The organism is Kitasatospora sp. NPDC024654 (genome assembly GCF_055559155.1).
The window spans coordinates 1-16,136 of sequence record NZ_JBVHLF010000059.1 but is presented as its reverse complement, the minus strand read 5'-3'; the positions used below and the strand labels follow the sequence as shown (position 1 = coordinate 16,136).

Below are 16,136 nucleotides of genomic sequence, written 5' to 3'. Positions count from 1 at the left end.
GACGCCTCGCCCCGAACCCCCCCCCACCTCAACCCGCTCCCCCACAATCCCCCGTCCCCCCCCTCCCCCCCGCCCCCCCCCGGGCCGTTGGGCATGCCGCCAAGGCCCGCGGGCGGCGCGTGGCCCGGCGCATCGACGCACACGCCCCGGCGCGCATGCTTCGTCATGTGCGCTACGGCCAACCGGGCCGATCTGGTGGAAGCGGGTGCATATCCCTACTCTCGGACCATTACTCTAAGTTGAGTGTGCGTGTCGTTGAGTGACCGAAGTGGTGCAGTGTCCCGGCTGGGAACACGGGTGCGGGGTCCCGCTGTGGCCAAGCCTCGGGCCGGAGGGGGAGGTGCCGGGTGAACCCCGCCGAAGCCGTGCCGTCTACCGTTGCGCGTCCGTCCGCCGTCCGCCTCTCCGCGCGCCCCGGCTCCGCTCCGGTGGGGTGGCCGCCCCGGCCGGGTCCGCCGGGGCGGGGTGGAGCGCCCGCCGGTAACCGCCTGCCCGGTCTGTTGCTCGCCCTGGGCTGCCTGGTCTACGCGCTGGGCGCCGCGGTGGGCTGGGGATCGCCCGGACTCGCGGCGTTCATGGGGGACTTCGGGCTGGCCGGCGCGGCGCTCGCGGCCGCGCTCTCCTGCCTGGCGCACGGCTGCACGGTGCCCGGCCCGGCCCGGCCGGCCTGGCTGCTGTTCGGCCTCTCCTCGCTGGTGGTGGCGTTCGGCAACGGCACCTGGGGCTGGTACGAGGTGGTGCTCGGCCGGACCCAGCAACCGGCCGACTCCCCGGCCGCCTTCGCCTTCCTGCTGTTCGCCCCGCTGGCCGTCACCGGCCTGCTGGTGCTGGCCCAGCGGCCGCGTGGCGCGGCCGGCTGGTTCTGCCTGCTGCTGGACGCCTGGCTGGTGGCGGGCTCGCTCTTCACGCTGAGCTGGAGCCTGGCGCTGGGCCGGACCGCGCACGGCGAGACCGGTGGTGACCCGCTCCGGCTGGCCTTCCAACTCGCCTACCCGGTGCTGGACATCCTGATGGTCTCGCTGGTGGTCGGGCTGCGGTTCCGCAGCCGGGAGGGCAACCGGGCCGCGGTGCACACCGCGATGCTGGGCCTGGCGGTCACCGTGATCTGCGACGCGCTGTTCACCTCGCCCGCGCTGCGCAAGGGCTACCACTCCGGCGGCTTCCTGGACGCCGGCTGGTTCGCCGGCAGCCTGCTGCTCGCGTTCGCGCCCTGGTCGGCGCAGTGGCGGCGGCGCCAGCCCAGCCGCGAACACCCCTCGGCCGGTGGGGCACCGCGTCGCCGGGTCGCCTCGACCTTCAGCGCGCTCACCCCGTACGCCGCCGCCTCGGTCTGCACCGCGGGCATCCTCTACAACGCCCTCGGAGGTCACCCGATGGACCGGGTGGTGATCGTGGTCGCCTGTACCGTCGGCCTCGCACTGATCGTCCGTCAGGGCATCATGCTGCTGGACAACCTCTCGCTGGCCCAGGAACTGGCCCAGAAGGAGGCGCACTTCCGCTCGTTGGTGCAGGGCTCCAGCGACGTCATCATGATCACGGGCGCCAACGGCGTGCTCTCGTACGTCAGTCCGGCCGCGCTCGGGGTCTACAGCCGCGACCCGGAGGAGCTGGTGGGCGGCCGGCTGCTGGACCTGGTGCACCCGGAGGACGCCGACCGGGTGGTCGGCGAGGTGCGCCGGTTCCTGGCCCGGAGCCGGCGCCTGGCACGGCAGTTGACCCACGCGCCGGCCCGCAGCGAGCCCAGCGCCCGGGTGGAGTGCCGGATCCGGGCCGGCGGCGGCGAGTGGGTGCACGTGGAGTCCACCGTCAACCGGTACCGCGACGGGCTGATCCTGAACAGCCGGGACGTCACCGAACGGGTCCGACTGCAGGCCCAGTTGCAGCACAACGCGTTCCACGACCCGCTCACCGACCTGCCCAACCGGGCGCTCTTCGCCGAGCGGCTGCGGACCGCGCTGGGCAACCGCGGCGGCGACGGCCCGCGCGAGCACAGCTACGAGGCGGTCGGCTCGCTCGCGGTGCTCTTCCTCGACCTGGACGGCTTCAAGGCGGTCAACGACAGCGCCGGCCACCAGGTCGGCGACGAGCTGCTGGTGCAGGCGGCCCGCCGGTTGCAGGGCGCGGTCCGTTCCGGCGACACGGTGGCCCGCTTCGGCGGCGACGAGTTCGCCGTGCTGGTCTGTGGCCCGCCCGGCCGCTCGCAGGTGCAGGAGCTGGCCGAGCGGCTGCGCCGGGCGCTCTCCGAGCCCTACTGGATCGGCGGCTCCGAACTCGGGGTGGCCGCCAGCATCGGGATCGCCTTCGGGCCCGCTGAACCGGACCCGCTGGGCCGCCGGGTGCCGGTCGAGCCCGGCCAGCTGGCCGACGAGCTGATGCGCAACGCGGACCTCGCGATGTACCAGGCCAAGTCCCAGGGCAAGGGCCAGGTGGTGCTCTACAGCCCGGCGATGCGGGCCGACGTGCAGCGCCGCCGGGAACTGGAGGACCGGTTGCGGCTGGCCGTCCGGGAGGGCAGCTTCGCGCTGCTCCACCAGCCCGTGGTGGACCTGCGCAGCGGCGCGGTCACCGGGGTCGAGGCGCTGGCCCGCTGGCGCTCGGCGCAGGGCCTGCTGCTCACCCCCGCCGAGTTCCTGGGCAGCGCCGACCACGGTGACGCCGCCGCCCGGTTCTCCCGCTGGCTGCTCCAGCAGGCGGTCGCGGAGGCCGCGGTGCGCCGGGACGGCGGCCGGTTCCGGTCCACCGCCGTGCCGGTCTGGGTCCGGCTGACCGCCGAGCGGCTCTGCTCGCCGGGGGTGTACGAGACGATCGCCGGCTCACTGCGGGACACCGGCCTGCCACCCGGCCAGCTGGTGATCGAGCTGGCCCGGACCGGCCCGGACAGCATGGCGGACGAGCTGGGCCGGCGGCTGGCCGCGCTGCGCCGGCTCGGCGTGGGCACCGCGGTGGCCGGCTTCGGCGCCGGCGGCGGCTCGCTGGGCGCGCTGGCCCGGCTGCCGTTCGACGCGCTCAAGCTGGACCGCTCGCTGGTCCAGGAGGTGGCCGAATCGCCGCGCAGCCGGGCGCTGGCCGGCCACGCGCTGCGGCTCGGGCGGGATCTCGGGCTGGTCACCGGCGCGGAAGGGGTGGACCAGCCGCGCCAGGTGACGGTGCTCCAGGAGCTGGGCTGCCGGCACGGGCAGGGCCTGGCCTTCGCGCAGCCGCTGGACGAGTACCGGCTGCACCGGGCGCTGGCCCGCCGGCTCTACCCGCTGCCCCGGCCGGTCGGCGCGATGTCCGCCCGGCGGGCCTACCTGGCTGCCGCAGACGCCCGTTCGGGTGGTCGTCCGCAACCCGGCCCGGGCCGGCTGGCGCACCACCACGGGCCGCTGGACCTGCCGGAACGGCGGCCGGTGGCGGGCCCGGGAGGCGGTTCCAGCACGGGTCCGCATGGCGAGACGGTGATCCCACCCGCTTGACACTGGCCGTCGCTCAGGAGGAAGGTCGGTGCCATGCGCACCCGAATTCTCGTACTTGGCGGGCGCGTCGGCTGAGCGGGCTGTCACGCCCGACTCGTTGCAGACCGACGCGCCACCCCTCGCATGCCCTGGGCACGAGGGGTTTTTTGTTGCACTCATTCCGTTGGACCACCGCTGTACCGCCCATCCGAATCGGCCGAAAATGGGAAGAAGCGGACAGGCATCCGGCGACCGGCCCGCCCGGCAGCACCCTCGGGCCCGGGCCGGCACAATCCGAGAAGAGACAGGCAGATGACTGAGCACACGGCATCCCCCCGCCGCGGGGACACCCCGGCCGCCCCGTCCCAAGGCACTCACGCTGTGGTCGAGACGATGACCGGAGCGCAGTCGCTCATCCGCTCTCTCGAGGCCGTGGGCGCGGACACCATCTTCGGGATCCCGGGCGGCGCGATCCTGCCCGCCTACGACCCGCTGATGGACTCGGTGAAGGTCCGGCACATCCTGGTCCGGCACGAGCAGGGGGCCGGCCACGCCGCCACCGGCTACGCGCAGGCCACCGGACGGGTCGGGGTCTGCATGGCCACCTCGGGGCCGGGCGCCACCAACCTGGTCACCCCGATCGCCGACGCCTACATGGACTCGGTGCCGATGGTGGCGATCACCGGCCAGGTCGCCTCCAAGGCGATCGGCACCGACGCCTTCCAGGAGGCGGACATCTGCGGCATCACGATGCCGATCACCAAGCACAACTTCCTGGTCACCGACCCGGCCGAGATCCCCCGGGTGATCGCCGAGGCCTTCCACATCGCCGCCACCGGCCGTCCTGGTCCGGTCCTGGTGGACATCGCCAAGGACGCGCTGCAGGCCACCACCACCTTCCGCTGGCCGGTGGAGACCTCGCTGCCCGGCTACCGGCCGGTGACCAAGCCGCACGCCAAGCAGATCCGGGAGGCGGCCAAGCTGCTGGTCGCCTCGAAGCGTCCGGTGCTGTACGTGGGCGGCGGGGTGCTCAAGGCGGGTGCCACCGCCGAGCTGCGGATCCTGGCCGAGCTGACCGGCGCGCCGGTGGTCACCACGCTGATGGCACTGGGCGCCTTCCCGGACAGCCACCCGCAGCACCTGGGGATGCCCGGCATGCACGGCAGCGTCCCCGCGGTCACCGCGCTGCAGAAGGCCGACCTGCTGTTCACCCTGGGGGCCCGGTTCGACGACCGGGTCACCGGCAAGCTGGACAGCTTCGCGCCGTACGCCAAGGTGGTCCACGCGGACATCGACCCGGCCGAGATCGGCAAGAACCGTCCGGCCGACGTGCCGATCGTGGGCGACGCGCGCGAGGTGCTGGCCGACCTGATCGTCGCGGTCCAGGCCGAGCACGAGGCCGGCCGCAAGGGCGACTACGCGGACTGGTGGGTGAAGCTCAACGCCTGGAAGAAGACCTACCCACTGGGTTACGAGCCGGCCCCGGCCGGCGAGTTGTCGCCGCAGCAGGTCATCGAGCGGATCGGCCGGTTGGTCGGCCCGGAGGCGATCTACGCCGCCGGCGTGGGCCAGCACCAGATGTGGGCCTCGCAGTTCATCAGCTACGAGAAGCCGGCCAGCTGGCTCAACTCGGGTGGCGCGGGCACCATGGGCTACGCCGTGCCGGCCGCGATGGGCGCCAAGGCGGGCCGGCCGGACACCGTGGTCTGGGCGATCGACGGCGACGGCTGCTTCCAGATGACCAACCAGGAGCTGGTCACCTGCGCGCTGAACAACATCCCGATCAAGGTCGCCGTGATCAACAACGGCTCGCTGGGGATGGTCCGGCAGTGGCAGACCCTCTTCTACAACCAGCGTTACTCGCACACCGTGCTGCACGCCGGCCCCGAGCACGACGGAGTCGCACCGCCGCCGCAGGGCACCCGGATCCCCGACTTCGTCCTGCTCGCCGAGGCGATGGGCTGCGTCGGCCTGCGCTGCGAGCGGCCGGAGGACCTGGACGCGGTGATCAAGCAGGCGATGGAGATCAACGACCGCCCGGTGGTGATCGACTTCATCGTCCACCAGGACGCCATGGTCTGGCCGATGGTCGCGGCCGGCACCAGCAACGACGAGATCCTCTTCGCCCGCGACGTCCGTCCCGACTTCGGCGACGACACCGACTGAGTGCCCCGACCGTCCCGATAGAGAGAAACCACATGTCCAAGCACACGCTCTCCGTCCTGGTCGAGAACAAGCCCGGCGTGCTCGCCCGCATCGCCGCGCTGTTCTCCCGTCGGGGCTTCAACATCGACTCCCTCGCCGTCGGCCCGACCGAGCACCCGGACGTCTCCCGGATGACCATCGTGGTCAACGTCGAGGACCTGCCGTTGGAGCAGGTCACCAAGCAGCTCAACAAGCTGGTCAATGTGATAAAGATCGTCGAGCTCGACCAGTCCGCTGCGATCCAGCGGGAACTGGTCCTGGTCAAGGTCCGGGCCGACAACGAGACCCGGTCCCAGATCGTCGAGATCGTGCAGCTCTTCCGCGCCAAGACCGTGGACGTGTCGCCGGACGCCGTCACCGTCGAGGCCACCGGCAGCTCGGACAAGCTCGAGGCGATGCTCCGGATGCTGGAGCCGTACGGCATCAAGGAGCTCGTGCAGTCGGGCCTGGTGGCGATCGGGCGCGGTGCCCGGTCGATCACCGACCGCTCGCTGCGCGCGCTCGACCGCAGCGCCTGATCGCGTCTCACCACCTGAGCGGATCTCACCAACCCCCCACCCCTCGCGCGTACGGTGGCCTGAGCACCTACGCGACATCACGCAAGGAGAAGTTCCACCGTGGCCGAGCTGTTCTACGAAGACGACGCCGACCTGTCCATCATCCAGGGCCGCAAGGTCGCGGTGATCGGCTACGGCAGCCAGGGCCACGCCCACGCGCTGTCGCTGCGCGACTCCGGGGCGGACGTCCGGGTCGGCCTGAAGCCGGAGTCGAAGTCCCGGGCCGCCGCCGAGGAGGCCGGCCTGCGAGTGGTCACCCCGGCCGAGGCCGCCGCCGAGGCCGACGTGATCATGATCCTGGTGCCGGACCCGATCCAGGCCGACGTCTACGAGGCGGACATCAAGCCGCACCTGAAGGCGGGCGACGCGCTCTTCTTCGGCCACGGCCTGAACATCCGCTACGGCTTCATCAAGCCCCCGGCGGACGTGGACGTCTGCATGGTCGCCCCGAAGGGCCCGGGCCACCTGGTCCGCCGCCAGTACGAGGAGGGCCGCGGCGTCCCGTGCATCGTGGCCGTCGAGCAGGACGCCAGCGGCAAGGCGTTCGCGCTGGCGCTGTCGTACGCCAAGGGCATCGGCGGCACCAAGGCCGGCGTCATCAAGACCACCTTCACCGAGGAGACCGAGACCGACCTCTTCGGCGAGCAGGCCGTGCTGTGCGGCGGCACCGCCGCCCTGGTCAAGGCCGGGTTCGAGACCCTGGTCGAGGCCGGCTACCAGCCGGAGATCGCCTACTTCGAGTGCCTGCACGAGCTGAAGCTGATCGTCGACCTGATGTACGAGGGCGGCCTGGAGAAGATGCGCTGGTCGGTCTCCGAGACCGCCGAGTGGGGTGACTACGTCACCGGCCCGCGGATCATCACCGACGCCACCAAGGCCGAGATGAAGAAGGTCCTGGCGGAGATCCAGGACGGCACCTTCGCCAACACCTGGATCGCCGAGTACAAGGCCGGTCTGCCGAAGTACAACGAGTACAAGACCGCCGACTCCCAGCACCTGCTGGAGACCACCGGCAAGGAGCTGCGCAAGCTGATGAGCTGGGTCAAGGACGCCTGATCCGGCCGTGCGGTCGACCGGGGGCAGGTCCGGAACGGGACCTGCCCCCGGCGGCGTGCCGCCGCGGGTGTACACCCCGGCGGATCCCGTGCGGGTGATTTCGCCGCACGGGCACAGGAAATCACCCCGTCCGTCGATAGACTTCCTAGCGCGCGTCAAGGCCCACAGCGTCGTGCGTCTACCTACGCGGCATGCCACCAACACCCCCAGCGCCAGCCGGAGTTCCGTGCCGGCCATGCCACCCACGTGCCGAGCGGTGGGGGAGTATCCGGACAGTAAGGACAAACTGTCGTGAGCACTGTGACCTCCCGAAGCGCCGTCGTGCTGATCGCCGAAGAGCTGTCGCCCGCCACCGTTGACGCCCTGGGCCCGGACTTCGAGATCCGGCACTGCGACGGAGCGGACCGCAACGAGCTGCTGACCGCCATCGCGGACGTGGACGCCATCCTGATCCGTTCCGCCACCAAGGTCGACGCGGAGGCGCTGGCCGCCGCCAAACGGCTCAAGGTGGTGGCCCGGGCCGGTGTCGGCCTGGACAACGTCGACGTCGCCGCCGCCACCAAGGCCGGCGTGATGGTCGTCAACGCGCCGACCTCCAACATCGTCACCGCCGCCGAGCTCGCCTGCGGGCTGCTGATCTCGGTGGCGCGCAACATCGCGCCCGCCAACTCCGCGCTCAAGGCCGGGGAGTGGAAGCGCAACAAGTACACCGGTGTCGAACTCGCCGAGAAGACCCTCGGCGTGGTCGGCCTCGGCCGGATCGGCGTGCTGGTCGCCCAGCGGATGTCGGCCTTCGGGATGAAGATCGTCGCCTACGACCCCTACATCCAGGCCGCCCGGGCGGCCCAGATGGGCGTCAAGCTGGTCTCGCTGGACGAGCTGCTGGAGTGCTCCGACTTCATCACCGTGCACCTGCCGAAGACCCCGGAGACCATCGGCCTGATCGGCGACGACGCGCTGCACAAGGTCAAGCCGACCGTGCGGATCGTCAACGCGGCCCGCGGCGGCATCGTGGACGAGGCCGCGCTGGCCGCCGCGCTGCGCGAGGGCCGGGTGGCCGGCGCCGGGCTCGACGTCTACGCCAAGGAGCCGTGCACCGACTCGCCGCTCTTCACCTTCGACAACGTGGTGGCCACCCCGCACCTGGGCGCCTCCACCGACGAGGCGCAGGAGAAGGCCGGCATCGCGGTCGCCAAGTCGGTCCGCCTCGCGCTGGCCGGCGAGCTGGTGCCGGACGCGGTCAACGTCCAGGGCGGCGTGATCGCCGAGGACGTCCGGCCGGGTCTGCCGCTGGCCGAGAAGCTGGGCCGGATCTTCACCGCGCTGGCCGGCGAGGTGGCCGTCCGGCTCGACGTCGAGGTCCGCGGCGAGATCACCCAGTACGACGTCAAGGTGCTCGAACTCTCGGCACTGAAGGGCGTGTTCGAGGACGTGGTGGCGGAGACCGTGTCCTACGTCAACGCCCCCCTGTTCGCCCAGGAGCGCGGCGTCGAGGTCCGGCTGACCACCAGCAGCGAGAGCCCCGAGCACCGCAACGTGATCACGGTGCGCGGCACCCTGGCCGACGGCACCGAGGTGGCCATCTCCGGCACGCTCGCCGGCCCGAAGCAGCAGCAGAAGATCGTCGGCGTGGACACCTTCGACGTGGACGTCGCGCTCACCGACCACATGGCCTTCTTCAAGTACGAGGACCGGCCCGGTGTGGTCGGCACCCTCGGCCGGATTCTCGGCGACGCGGGCATCAACATCGCCGGCATGCAGGTCGCCCGGGTCGGGGCCTCCCAGGACGCGCTCGCCTCGCTCACCGTGGACAGCGAGATCCCGCAGGAGGTGCTGGCCGAGATCGCCAGCGAGATCGGCGCCAAGTTCGCCCGCTCGGTGGACCTCGGCTGACGGTCCTCCCGCACGGCGCAGCGGAGCCCGCCCCCTGCCGGGGGCGGGCTCCGCTCGTTCCGGGTGACCCACCGTCTCAGATAGTAGGAAATCCAACTACTCGTGCAGACAGCTCGCGGGGCGCGGGCGTACGGTGAAAGAGCCGCACGGTCAGCCGCCCTCCCGGCCCCACCAGTCGCCCGGAGCGCCCGGCCCGTGCGTGCCGTACGCATCGTGGCGGGTGACCCCCGCCTGGCGTACCCCCTCCTCTCACTCGCTCCCCCGTGAACCGAAGGAGTCCGGTATGCCCTCCACCGCTGCCCTGCTCACCCGCCACGCCCCCGAGACCGGGCGCCCCGCCGTGCCGCCGCGCCGGCGGCGCCGCCGGACCGAGTCGCACCCGACGGCCGCCGCGGCGGCGCTGCAGCGCTCGCTCGACCGCCGGGACAACGGTGGTGAGACCGGCCACTGCTGACGTCCGCTCAGTCGTCACCCCGTTCAGCCTGACTCGACGTCACCCCATGGGGTGACGCGGTCGGCCGGGCGGGTGATGACGGTGGCCGGCGCCGGCGCGATGATCGTAATTTGAGGCCTCCGGAAGGGTGATCGACGTCCGCAGGGCGCGGGCGACGCGAGGCCGCACGGCGCTCGCGTGCGGATCAGGCCGCCCCTCCGGGGGAGGCTGCTGTGCGCAACCGACCGTCCCGCCCCCGGGCCCCGCGGATCGGGCTCACCCTGGCGCTGCTGGCCGGACCCGCCGCGCTCGTCGCACTACCACCGCCCGGGCCCCCGCCGGCGGGGTCGGTGGCGGCGGGGGCGGTGGCGGCCGGGCGGCTGGTGGCGCAGACCGTGCCGCGGCCGGCCGCCCGGCAGACCGTGTTGCTCGAACTGGACACCGAACCCGTCGCCCCGGTCTGGCGGCGGGCCGCCGAGCGGGTCCGGCGGGAGCTGCGCTCGGCGCCGGCGGTGCGGCGGGCCGCCGCCACCGCGGGCCGCGACCAGCACGGCCGGGCGGACGCGGCGCTGGACCGGCTGGAGCGCGAGCTCGGCCCGGACGTCCGGGTGCTCTACCGGACCCGGACCCTGGTCACCGGCCTCGCCGTGAACGCCCCCGTCGCCCGGCTGGCCGCGTTGCGCGCCCGCCCCGGCGTCCGGGCCGTGCACCCGATCGCGCCCAAGCAGCGCGCCAACGCCCACTCCGTGCCGCTCACCGGCGCGCCCGCGGTCTGGGCCGGCCTGCCCGGCGGCACCGGCGAGGGCGTGACCATCGGGATCATCGACAGCGGCATCGACTACACCCACGCCGACTTCGGCGGCCCGGGCACCGAGGCGGCCTACCACTCGGTCGACCCCGGCCGGCCCGCCCCGCCCGCGCTCTTCCCGAACGCCAAGGTGGTCGGCGGGCAGGACCTGGTCGGCGACGACTACGACCCGGACCCGGGCGCGCCGGGCTTCCAGCCCGTCCCGCACCCCGGCCCCAACCCGCTGGACTGCGCCCGGAACGGCCACGGCACGCACGTCGCCGGCACCGCCGCGGGCTACGGCGTCACCGCGGACGGACGGACGTACCACGGCCCCTACCGCCCCGGCCTGGACCCGGCCGGCTTCCGGGTCGGCCCCGGTGCCGCGCCCGGCGCCAAGCTCTACGCGATCAAGGTGTTCGGCTGCCAGGGCTCCACCGAGCAACTGGCGCACGCCCTCGACCTGGCCGCCGACCCCGGCCAGAACGGCGACCTCGCCGACCGCCTCGACGTGGTCAACCTCTCGCTCGGCAGCCGTTTCGGCGACCCCGACGACGCCGACGCGCTCGCCGCCGACAGGCTCGCCGAGGCCGGCACGGTGGTGGTCGCCTCGGCCGGCAACGACGGCGACGTCTACGGGGTCGGGGGCAGCCCCGGGGTCGCCGCCCGGGTGGTCGCGGTGGCCGCCTCGGTCGACGGCCACGGGGACGCGGACGGCGTGCGGGTGCTCTCCCCGCCCGCGCTGGCCGGGCTGGTGCCGGTCCACCGGAGCGCCGACTACCAGGATTGGAGCAGCCGGGAGGTGGCCGGCCCGCTGGCCGCGCCGGCCGACCAGGAGGACGGCTGCGCGCCGTTCTCCCGGGCCGACGCCGCCCGGCTGCGCGGCCGGATCGCGCTGCTCGCCTGGCAGACCCGGGACGCCGAGCGGGCCTGCGGCTCCGCCGCCCGAGCCGACCACGCCGCGGACGCGGGCGCGCTGGGCGCGCTGCTGCTCGCCGACGGAGACCAGCTCGGCGAGATCTCCGGCGACGACCGGATCCCCGAGGCGATCCTCGCCCCGGCCGACGGCGACCGGCTGCGGCAGGCCGCCGCGACCGGGGAGGTGCGGGTCGGGCTGGCCGGCGCCGGCGGCCCTCCGCACGGCGCGGTCGCCCAGGACCAGCCCGAGCGGGTGGACACCCTGACCGACTTCAGCTCGCGCGGGATCGGGGTGCCCGGGCTGGTCAAGCCCGACCTGGCCGCACCCGGGGAGACCATCTGGTCGGCGCTGGCCGGCAGCGGCAGCCAGGGCACCCGGGACGACGGGACGTCCATGGCGGCCCCGCACGTCAGCGGGATCGCCGCGCTGGTCCGGGCCGCCCACCCCGACTGGACCGTGGAGCAGATCAAGGCCGCGCTGATGAACACCGCCGGGGACACCTGGGCGGGCCCGGACCACTCCGGGCCGGTCTACGGGCCCGAGCGGGCCGGTGCCGGGCGGGTCCGGGCGGACCACGCGGTGACCACCCCGGCCGTCGCCTACGCGGTGGGGGAGCGGGCCGGGGCGGTCGGCGTCTCCTTCGGGCCGCTGCCGATCACCGGGCCGCTCTGGCTCAGCCGGGAGGTCGAGGTGCACAACCTCTCGGCCGCGCCGGTCGAGTACACCAGCGGCTACCGGGCGGCGACCGAGCTGCCGGGTGCGCGGATCGTGCTGTCACCCGGCCGGCTGACCGTGCCGGCCGGTGGGAGCGCCCGGCTGACCGTCACGCTGGCGGTACCCGGGCCGCTCGACCGGGTGCCCGACCCGACCCTCACGCTCACCCAGGGCGGCCGGGCCCGGGCCTACCGCGGGGAGCTCTCCGGGCGGGTGGTGCTCAGCCCGGTCGGCCCGGCCGGGTCGGAACTGCGGGTCCCGCTGCTGGCCGCGCCGCGCGCCGCCTCCGAGCTGACGGCCACCGCCGGCGCGGCGCCACCGCGGCCCGGCGGGCCCGGGAGCGGCCCGGCGGACACCCTGCTCACCGTGTCCGGCCGGGGCGCGGCCACCGCGGCCGGCGGACCGACCGGGCTGATCAGCGGCTTCGAGCTGGGCGGCGAGGGGGTGCGCTGGCCGGACTGCCCGGCGGCCGGGTCCGGCGAGCGCTGCGCGGAGCGGCCCGGTGAACGGTCGGCCGACCTGCGGGCGGTCGGCGCGGCCTCCGACCTGCCGGCGGTCGGCGAGGCCGCCGCCGGAGCGGGCGGCGGGCCGCTGGACCCCGGCACCCTCTACCTGGCCGCCGTGAGCTGGGCGCCGGCCGCCGCACCGGTGGGCCTCACGGCCGTCCGGGCCTCGCTGGACACCGACGGGGACGGGGCGGCCGACGCGGTGGTGATGGCCGACCGGCTGCCCGGCAGCGACGTGCTGGTGGCCCGCACGGTGGATGCCCGGACCGGTCGTCAGCTCGACGTCCAGCCGCTCGACGCGCGCTGGGGCGAGACCGACACCGACCTGCTGGACAGCGACACCGTGGTGCTGCCGGTCCGGCTCTCCGCGCTGCCCCGGCTGCGGTCGGACGCCAGCCGGATCCGCTACGCCGTCTGGACCGGACACCCCGGCGGCTCGCCCGACCCCGCGGACGCGCTCTCCTCGATCGGCTTCGCCGGCTCCCGGCCCAGCCTGGAGATCGACGTCCGGCGCCCCGCGGTCGACCTCCGCGCCGGCCTCGCCGGGCCGGCCGCGATCGTCGCTCCCGAACGCCCCGGCACCACCCTGATCGTCCACCGCACCAACCCCGCCCCGGCCCGCCTGCTGCTGGTCCACCACCTCAACTCGGACGGCCGGCGGGCCCAACTCCTGACCGTGCAGTGACCCCGGCGCGCCCCTGCGGTGCGCCCCCGCGTCTGCTCGTTCGGGTGATCGGACCGGGAAGCCCGTGGGTAGCCTGAAGTCGGCCGCGAGAGTCCCGGTATGGAAGTAACCATGGGCGTCGCACCGCACCCCGAATGGCCGACGCCTCCGACCGGAGGCTGGACGGCCGAGGATCTCGACCGGCTCCCGAACCTGCCTCCGCACACGGAGCTGATCGACGGGAGCCTGGTCTTCGCGAGTCCGCAGATGATCTTCCACGGCTGGGCCATGAACCCTCTGCGGAATGGTCTGGCATCGGCGGTGCCGCCCGGTTGGGAGGCGTGGCAGGCCACTGCTACGAGCTCGACCCGGCCACCAGGGCGTACGGCGTCCCGGCCATCCACCACGACGTGCTCAGGCGCGGCCACCCCTTCCCGTTGGAGATCGGCCTCACCTTCCGCTGACCCACCCTCAGCGTCCGTATGGTGGACGGTAGGTGTCAGGGGCTGGGACGCGGAGTAGGGTCTGGCCCATGGCACGCAACCTTCGTCTCGCAGTGATTCCCGGTGACGGCATCGGCCAGGAGGTCGTGGCCGAGGGGCTCAAGGTGCTCACCGCGGTGCTCCCGGCCGACGTGAAGGTGGAGACCGCCGAGTACGACCTCGGCGCCCGCCGCTACCACCGGACCGGCGAGACGCTGCCGGACGGCGTGCTGGCGGAACTGAAGACCAAGGACGCCATCCTGCTCGGCGCGATCGGCGATCCGTCGGTGCCGTCCGGGGTGCTGGAGCGGGGGCTGCTGCTCAAGCTGCGGTTCGCCTTCGACCACCACATCAACCTGCGCCCGGGCAAGCTGTTCCCCGGGGTGCGGTCGCCGCTGGCGGGCTCGCCCGAGATCGACTTCGTGGTGGTCCGCGAGGGAACCGAGGGCCCGTACGTGGGCAACGGCGGCTCGCTGCGCACCGGCACCGAGCACGAGGTGGCCACCGAGGTCAGCCTCAACACCGCCTACGGGATCGAGCGGGTGGTCCGCGACGCCTACCGCCGGGCCGCCGCCCGTCCGCGCAAGAAGCTCACCCTGGTCCACAAGAACAACGTGCTGGTGCACGCCGGCCACCTGTGGAGCCGGATCTTCCAGCAGGTCGGCCAGGAGTTCCCCGAGGTCAGCACCGACTACCTGCACGTGGACGCGGCGACGATCTTCTTCGTCACGCAGCCCGAGCGGTTCGACGTGATCGTCACCGACAACCTGTTCGGCGACATCCTGACCGACCTGGCCGCCGCCGTCACCGGTGGCATCGGCCTGGCGGCGAGCGGCAACATCAACCCGACCGGTGACTTCCCGTCGATGTTCGAGCCGGTGCACGGCTCGGCGCCGGACATCGCAGGTCAGGGCAAGGCCGACCCGACCGCCACCGTGCTGTCGGTCGCCATGCTCCTGGAGCACCTGGGCTTCACGGCCGAGGCGGCCAAGGTGGAGGCGGCGGTCGCCGCCGACCTGGCCGAGCGCACCGGCCCCCGCAGCACCTCGCAGGTCGGCGACGCGCTCGCGGCCCGAGTAGCCGGCTGACGGGCCGGCTGAGCGCGCGCGGTAGTCCGATGCGGTAATCCGATGCGCTAATCCCACAGCTGTTCGGCACGGCCCCTGAGATGCGACCATCAACAGTGGGCCGTGCCGTCGTGCGTTCTCGTACCCGTGGCGGACACCGGTCGCGGCCCAGACCAACCCCACGGTGAAGGACTGAACTATGACCACGCCCACCCAGGCGCCCATCACGTTCGAGCTCAAGCCCTGCGCGCATCCGCTGCCCGCGGCGGAGCGCGAGGCCCGGCTGGCCAGCCCCGGCTTCGGCCGGATCTTCACCGACCACATGGTCACCATCCGCTGGACCGAGGGTCGTGGCTGGCACGACGCCCAGCTGACGCCCTACGCGCCGCTGGAGATGGACCCGGCGAACATGACGCTGCACTACGCGCAGTCGATCTTCGAGGGGCTCAAGGCCTACCGCCAGGCGGACGGTTCGATCGCGACCTTCCGCCCGGAGGCGAACGCCGCCCGGTTCCAGGCCTCTGCCCGCCGGCTGGCCATGCCCGAGCTGCCCACCGAGACCTTCGTCCGGGCCGTGGAGCTGCTGGTCCAGCAGGACCGCGAGTGGGTGCCGAGCGCGCCCGAGCAGAGCCTCTACCTGCGCCCGTTCATGTTCGCCACCGAGGTGGGCCTGGGCGTCCGGCCGGCCAACGAGTACCTCTTCGTGGTCATCGCCTCGCCGGCCGGCGCCTACTTCCCCGGTGGCGTGAAGCCGGTCTCGGTCTGGCTCTCCGAGGAGTACGTCCGGGCCGCGCCCGGCGGCACCGGCGCCGCCAAGTGCGCCGGCAACTACGCGGCCTCGCTGGTCGCCCAGGCCCAGGCCGCCCAGCAGGGCTGCGACCAGGTGGTCTGGCTCGACGCCGCCGAGCACCGGTGGATCGAGGAGATGGGCGGGATGAACCTGTACTTCGTCTTCGGCGAGGGCAAGGACGCCCGGATCGTCACTCCGGCGCTCTCCGGTGCGCTGCTGCCCGGGATCACCCGTGACTCGCTGCTCACCCTGGCCGCCGACCTCGGCTACGCCACCGAGGAGCGGAAGATCTCCACCGACGAGTGGAAGCAGGGCTGCGCCGACGGCACCCTCACCGAGGTCTTCGCCTGCGGCACCGCCGCCGTGATCACCCCGGTGGGCTCGGTCAAGTCCGCCCGCGCCGACTGGACCGTCGGCAGCGGCGAGCCCGGCCCGGTCACCATGGAGCTGCGCAGGTCGCTGCTGGCCCTACAGGGCGGTCAGACGCCCGACACCCACGGCTGGCTGCACCCGATCGCCTGAGCCCGGGTGGGCGGTGGGGGGGGGGGGGGGGGGGGGGGGGGGGGGGGGGGGGGGGGGGGGGGGGGGGGGGGGGGGGGGGGGGGGGGGGGGGGGGGGGGGGGGGGGGG

General features: G+C 73.7%; 10 protein-coding genes and 1 pseudogene. All 11 read left to right on the top strand.

The window, feature by feature from the left end; genetic code table 11:
- Window positions 1–497: 497 nt before the first annotated feature.
- Window positions 498–3,455: a putative bifunctional diguanylate cyclase/phosphodiesterase gene (locus ACZ38L_RS27835; RefSeq protein WP_465698354.1), complete on the top strand. Its 2,958-nt coding sequence runs from the start codon at window positions 498–500 to the stop codon at window positions 3,453–3,455.
- A gap of 291 nt (window positions 3,456–3,746) precedes the next feature.
- On the top strand, window positions 3,747–5,600 hold the full coding sequence (locus tag ACZ38L_RS27830; protein WP_465698302.1) for an acetolactate synthase large subunit: 1,854 nt from the start codon (window positions 3,747–3,749) through the stop codon (window positions 5,598–5,600).
- A gap of 32 nt (window positions 5,601–5,632) precedes the next feature.
- On the top strand, window positions 5,633–6,157 hold the full coding sequence (gene ilvN / locus ACZ38L_RS27825) for an acetolactate synthase small subunit (RefSeq protein ID WP_465698300.1): 525 nt from the start codon (window positions 5,633–5,635) through the stop codon (window positions 6,155–6,157).
- A gap of 99 nt (window positions 6,158–6,256) precedes the next feature.
- Complete coding sequence (gene ilvC, locus ACZ38L_RS27820) at window positions 6,257–7,252, top strand: ketol-acid reductoisomerase (RefSeq protein WP_465698298.1); 996 nt, start codon at window positions 6,257–6,259, stop codon at window positions 7,250–7,252.
- Window positions 7,253–7,552: 300 nt separating this feature from the next.
- Window positions 7,553–9,145, top strand: coding sequence for a phosphoglycerate dehydrogenase (serA, locus tag ACZ38L_RS27815; protein ID WP_465698352.1), 1,593 nt, complete (start codon window positions 7,553–7,555; stop codon window positions 9,143–9,145).
- 283 nt (window positions 9,146–9,428) lie between these two features.
- Window positions 9,429–9,599, top strand: coding sequence for a hypothetical protein (locus ACZ38L_RS27810; RefSeq protein WP_465698296.1), 171 nt, complete (start codon window positions 9,429–9,431; stop codon window positions 9,597–9,599).
- Between the two features lie 212 nt (window positions 9,600–9,811).
- Window positions 9,812–13,189 carry a S8 family serine peptidase gene (locus ACZ38L_RS27805; RefSeq protein ID WP_465698294.1) on the top strand — a complete coding sequence of 1,126 codons (3,378 nt, stop codon included), beginning with the start codon at window positions 9,812–9,814 and terminating at the stop codon, window positions 13,187–13,189.
- Window positions 13,190–13,300: 111 nt separating this feature from the next.
- A pseudogene (locus ACZ38L_RS27800) lies at window positions 13,301–13,507 on the top strand (Uma2 family endonuclease); the annotation flags it as partial.
- A 2-nt stretch (window positions 13,508–13,509) separates the two neighbouring features.
- Complete coding sequence (locus ACZ38L_RS27795; protein ID WP_465698358.1) at window positions 13,510–13,632, top strand: hypothetical protein; 123 nt, start codon at window positions 13,510–13,512, stop codon at window positions 13,630–13,632.
- 68 nt (window positions 13,633–13,700) lie between these two features.
- Window positions 13,701–14,738 carry a 3-isopropylmalate dehydrogenase gene (locus ACZ38L_RS27790; protein ID WP_465698292.1) on the top strand — a complete coding sequence of 346 codons (1,038 nt, stop codon included), beginning with the start codon at window positions 13,701–13,703 and terminating at the stop codon, window positions 14,736–14,738.
- A gap of 178 nt (window positions 14,739–14,916) precedes the next feature.
- Window positions 14,917–16,029: a branched-chain amino acid aminotransferase gene (locus tag ACZ38L_RS27785; protein ID WP_396557418.1), complete on the top strand. Its 1,113-nt coding sequence runs from the start codon at window positions 14,917–14,919 to the stop codon at window positions 16,027–16,029.
- Window positions 16,030–16,136: the final 107 nt, after the last annotated feature.

Coding starts and splice junctions, on each gene's coding strand:
- ACZ38L_RS27830 (WP_465698302.1), top strand. CDS start 3,747: ATGACTGAGCACACGGCATCCCCCCGCCGCGGGGACACCCCGGCCGCC.
- ilvN (WP_465698300.1), top strand. CDS start 5,633: ATGTCCAAGCACACGCTCTCCGTCCTGGTCGAGAACAAGCCCGGCGTG.
- ACZ38L_RS27810 (WP_465698296.1), top strand. CDS start 9,429: ATGCCCTCCACCGCTGCCCTGCTCACCCGCCACGCCCCCGAGACCGGG.
- ACZ38L_RS27790 (WP_465698292.1), top strand. CDS start 13,701: ATGGCACGCAACCTTCGTCTCGCAGTGATTCCCGGTGACGGCATCGGC.
- ACZ38L_RS27785 (WP_396557418.1), top strand. CDS start 14,917: ATGACCACGCCCACCCAGGCGCCCATCACGTTCGAGCTCAAGCCCTGC.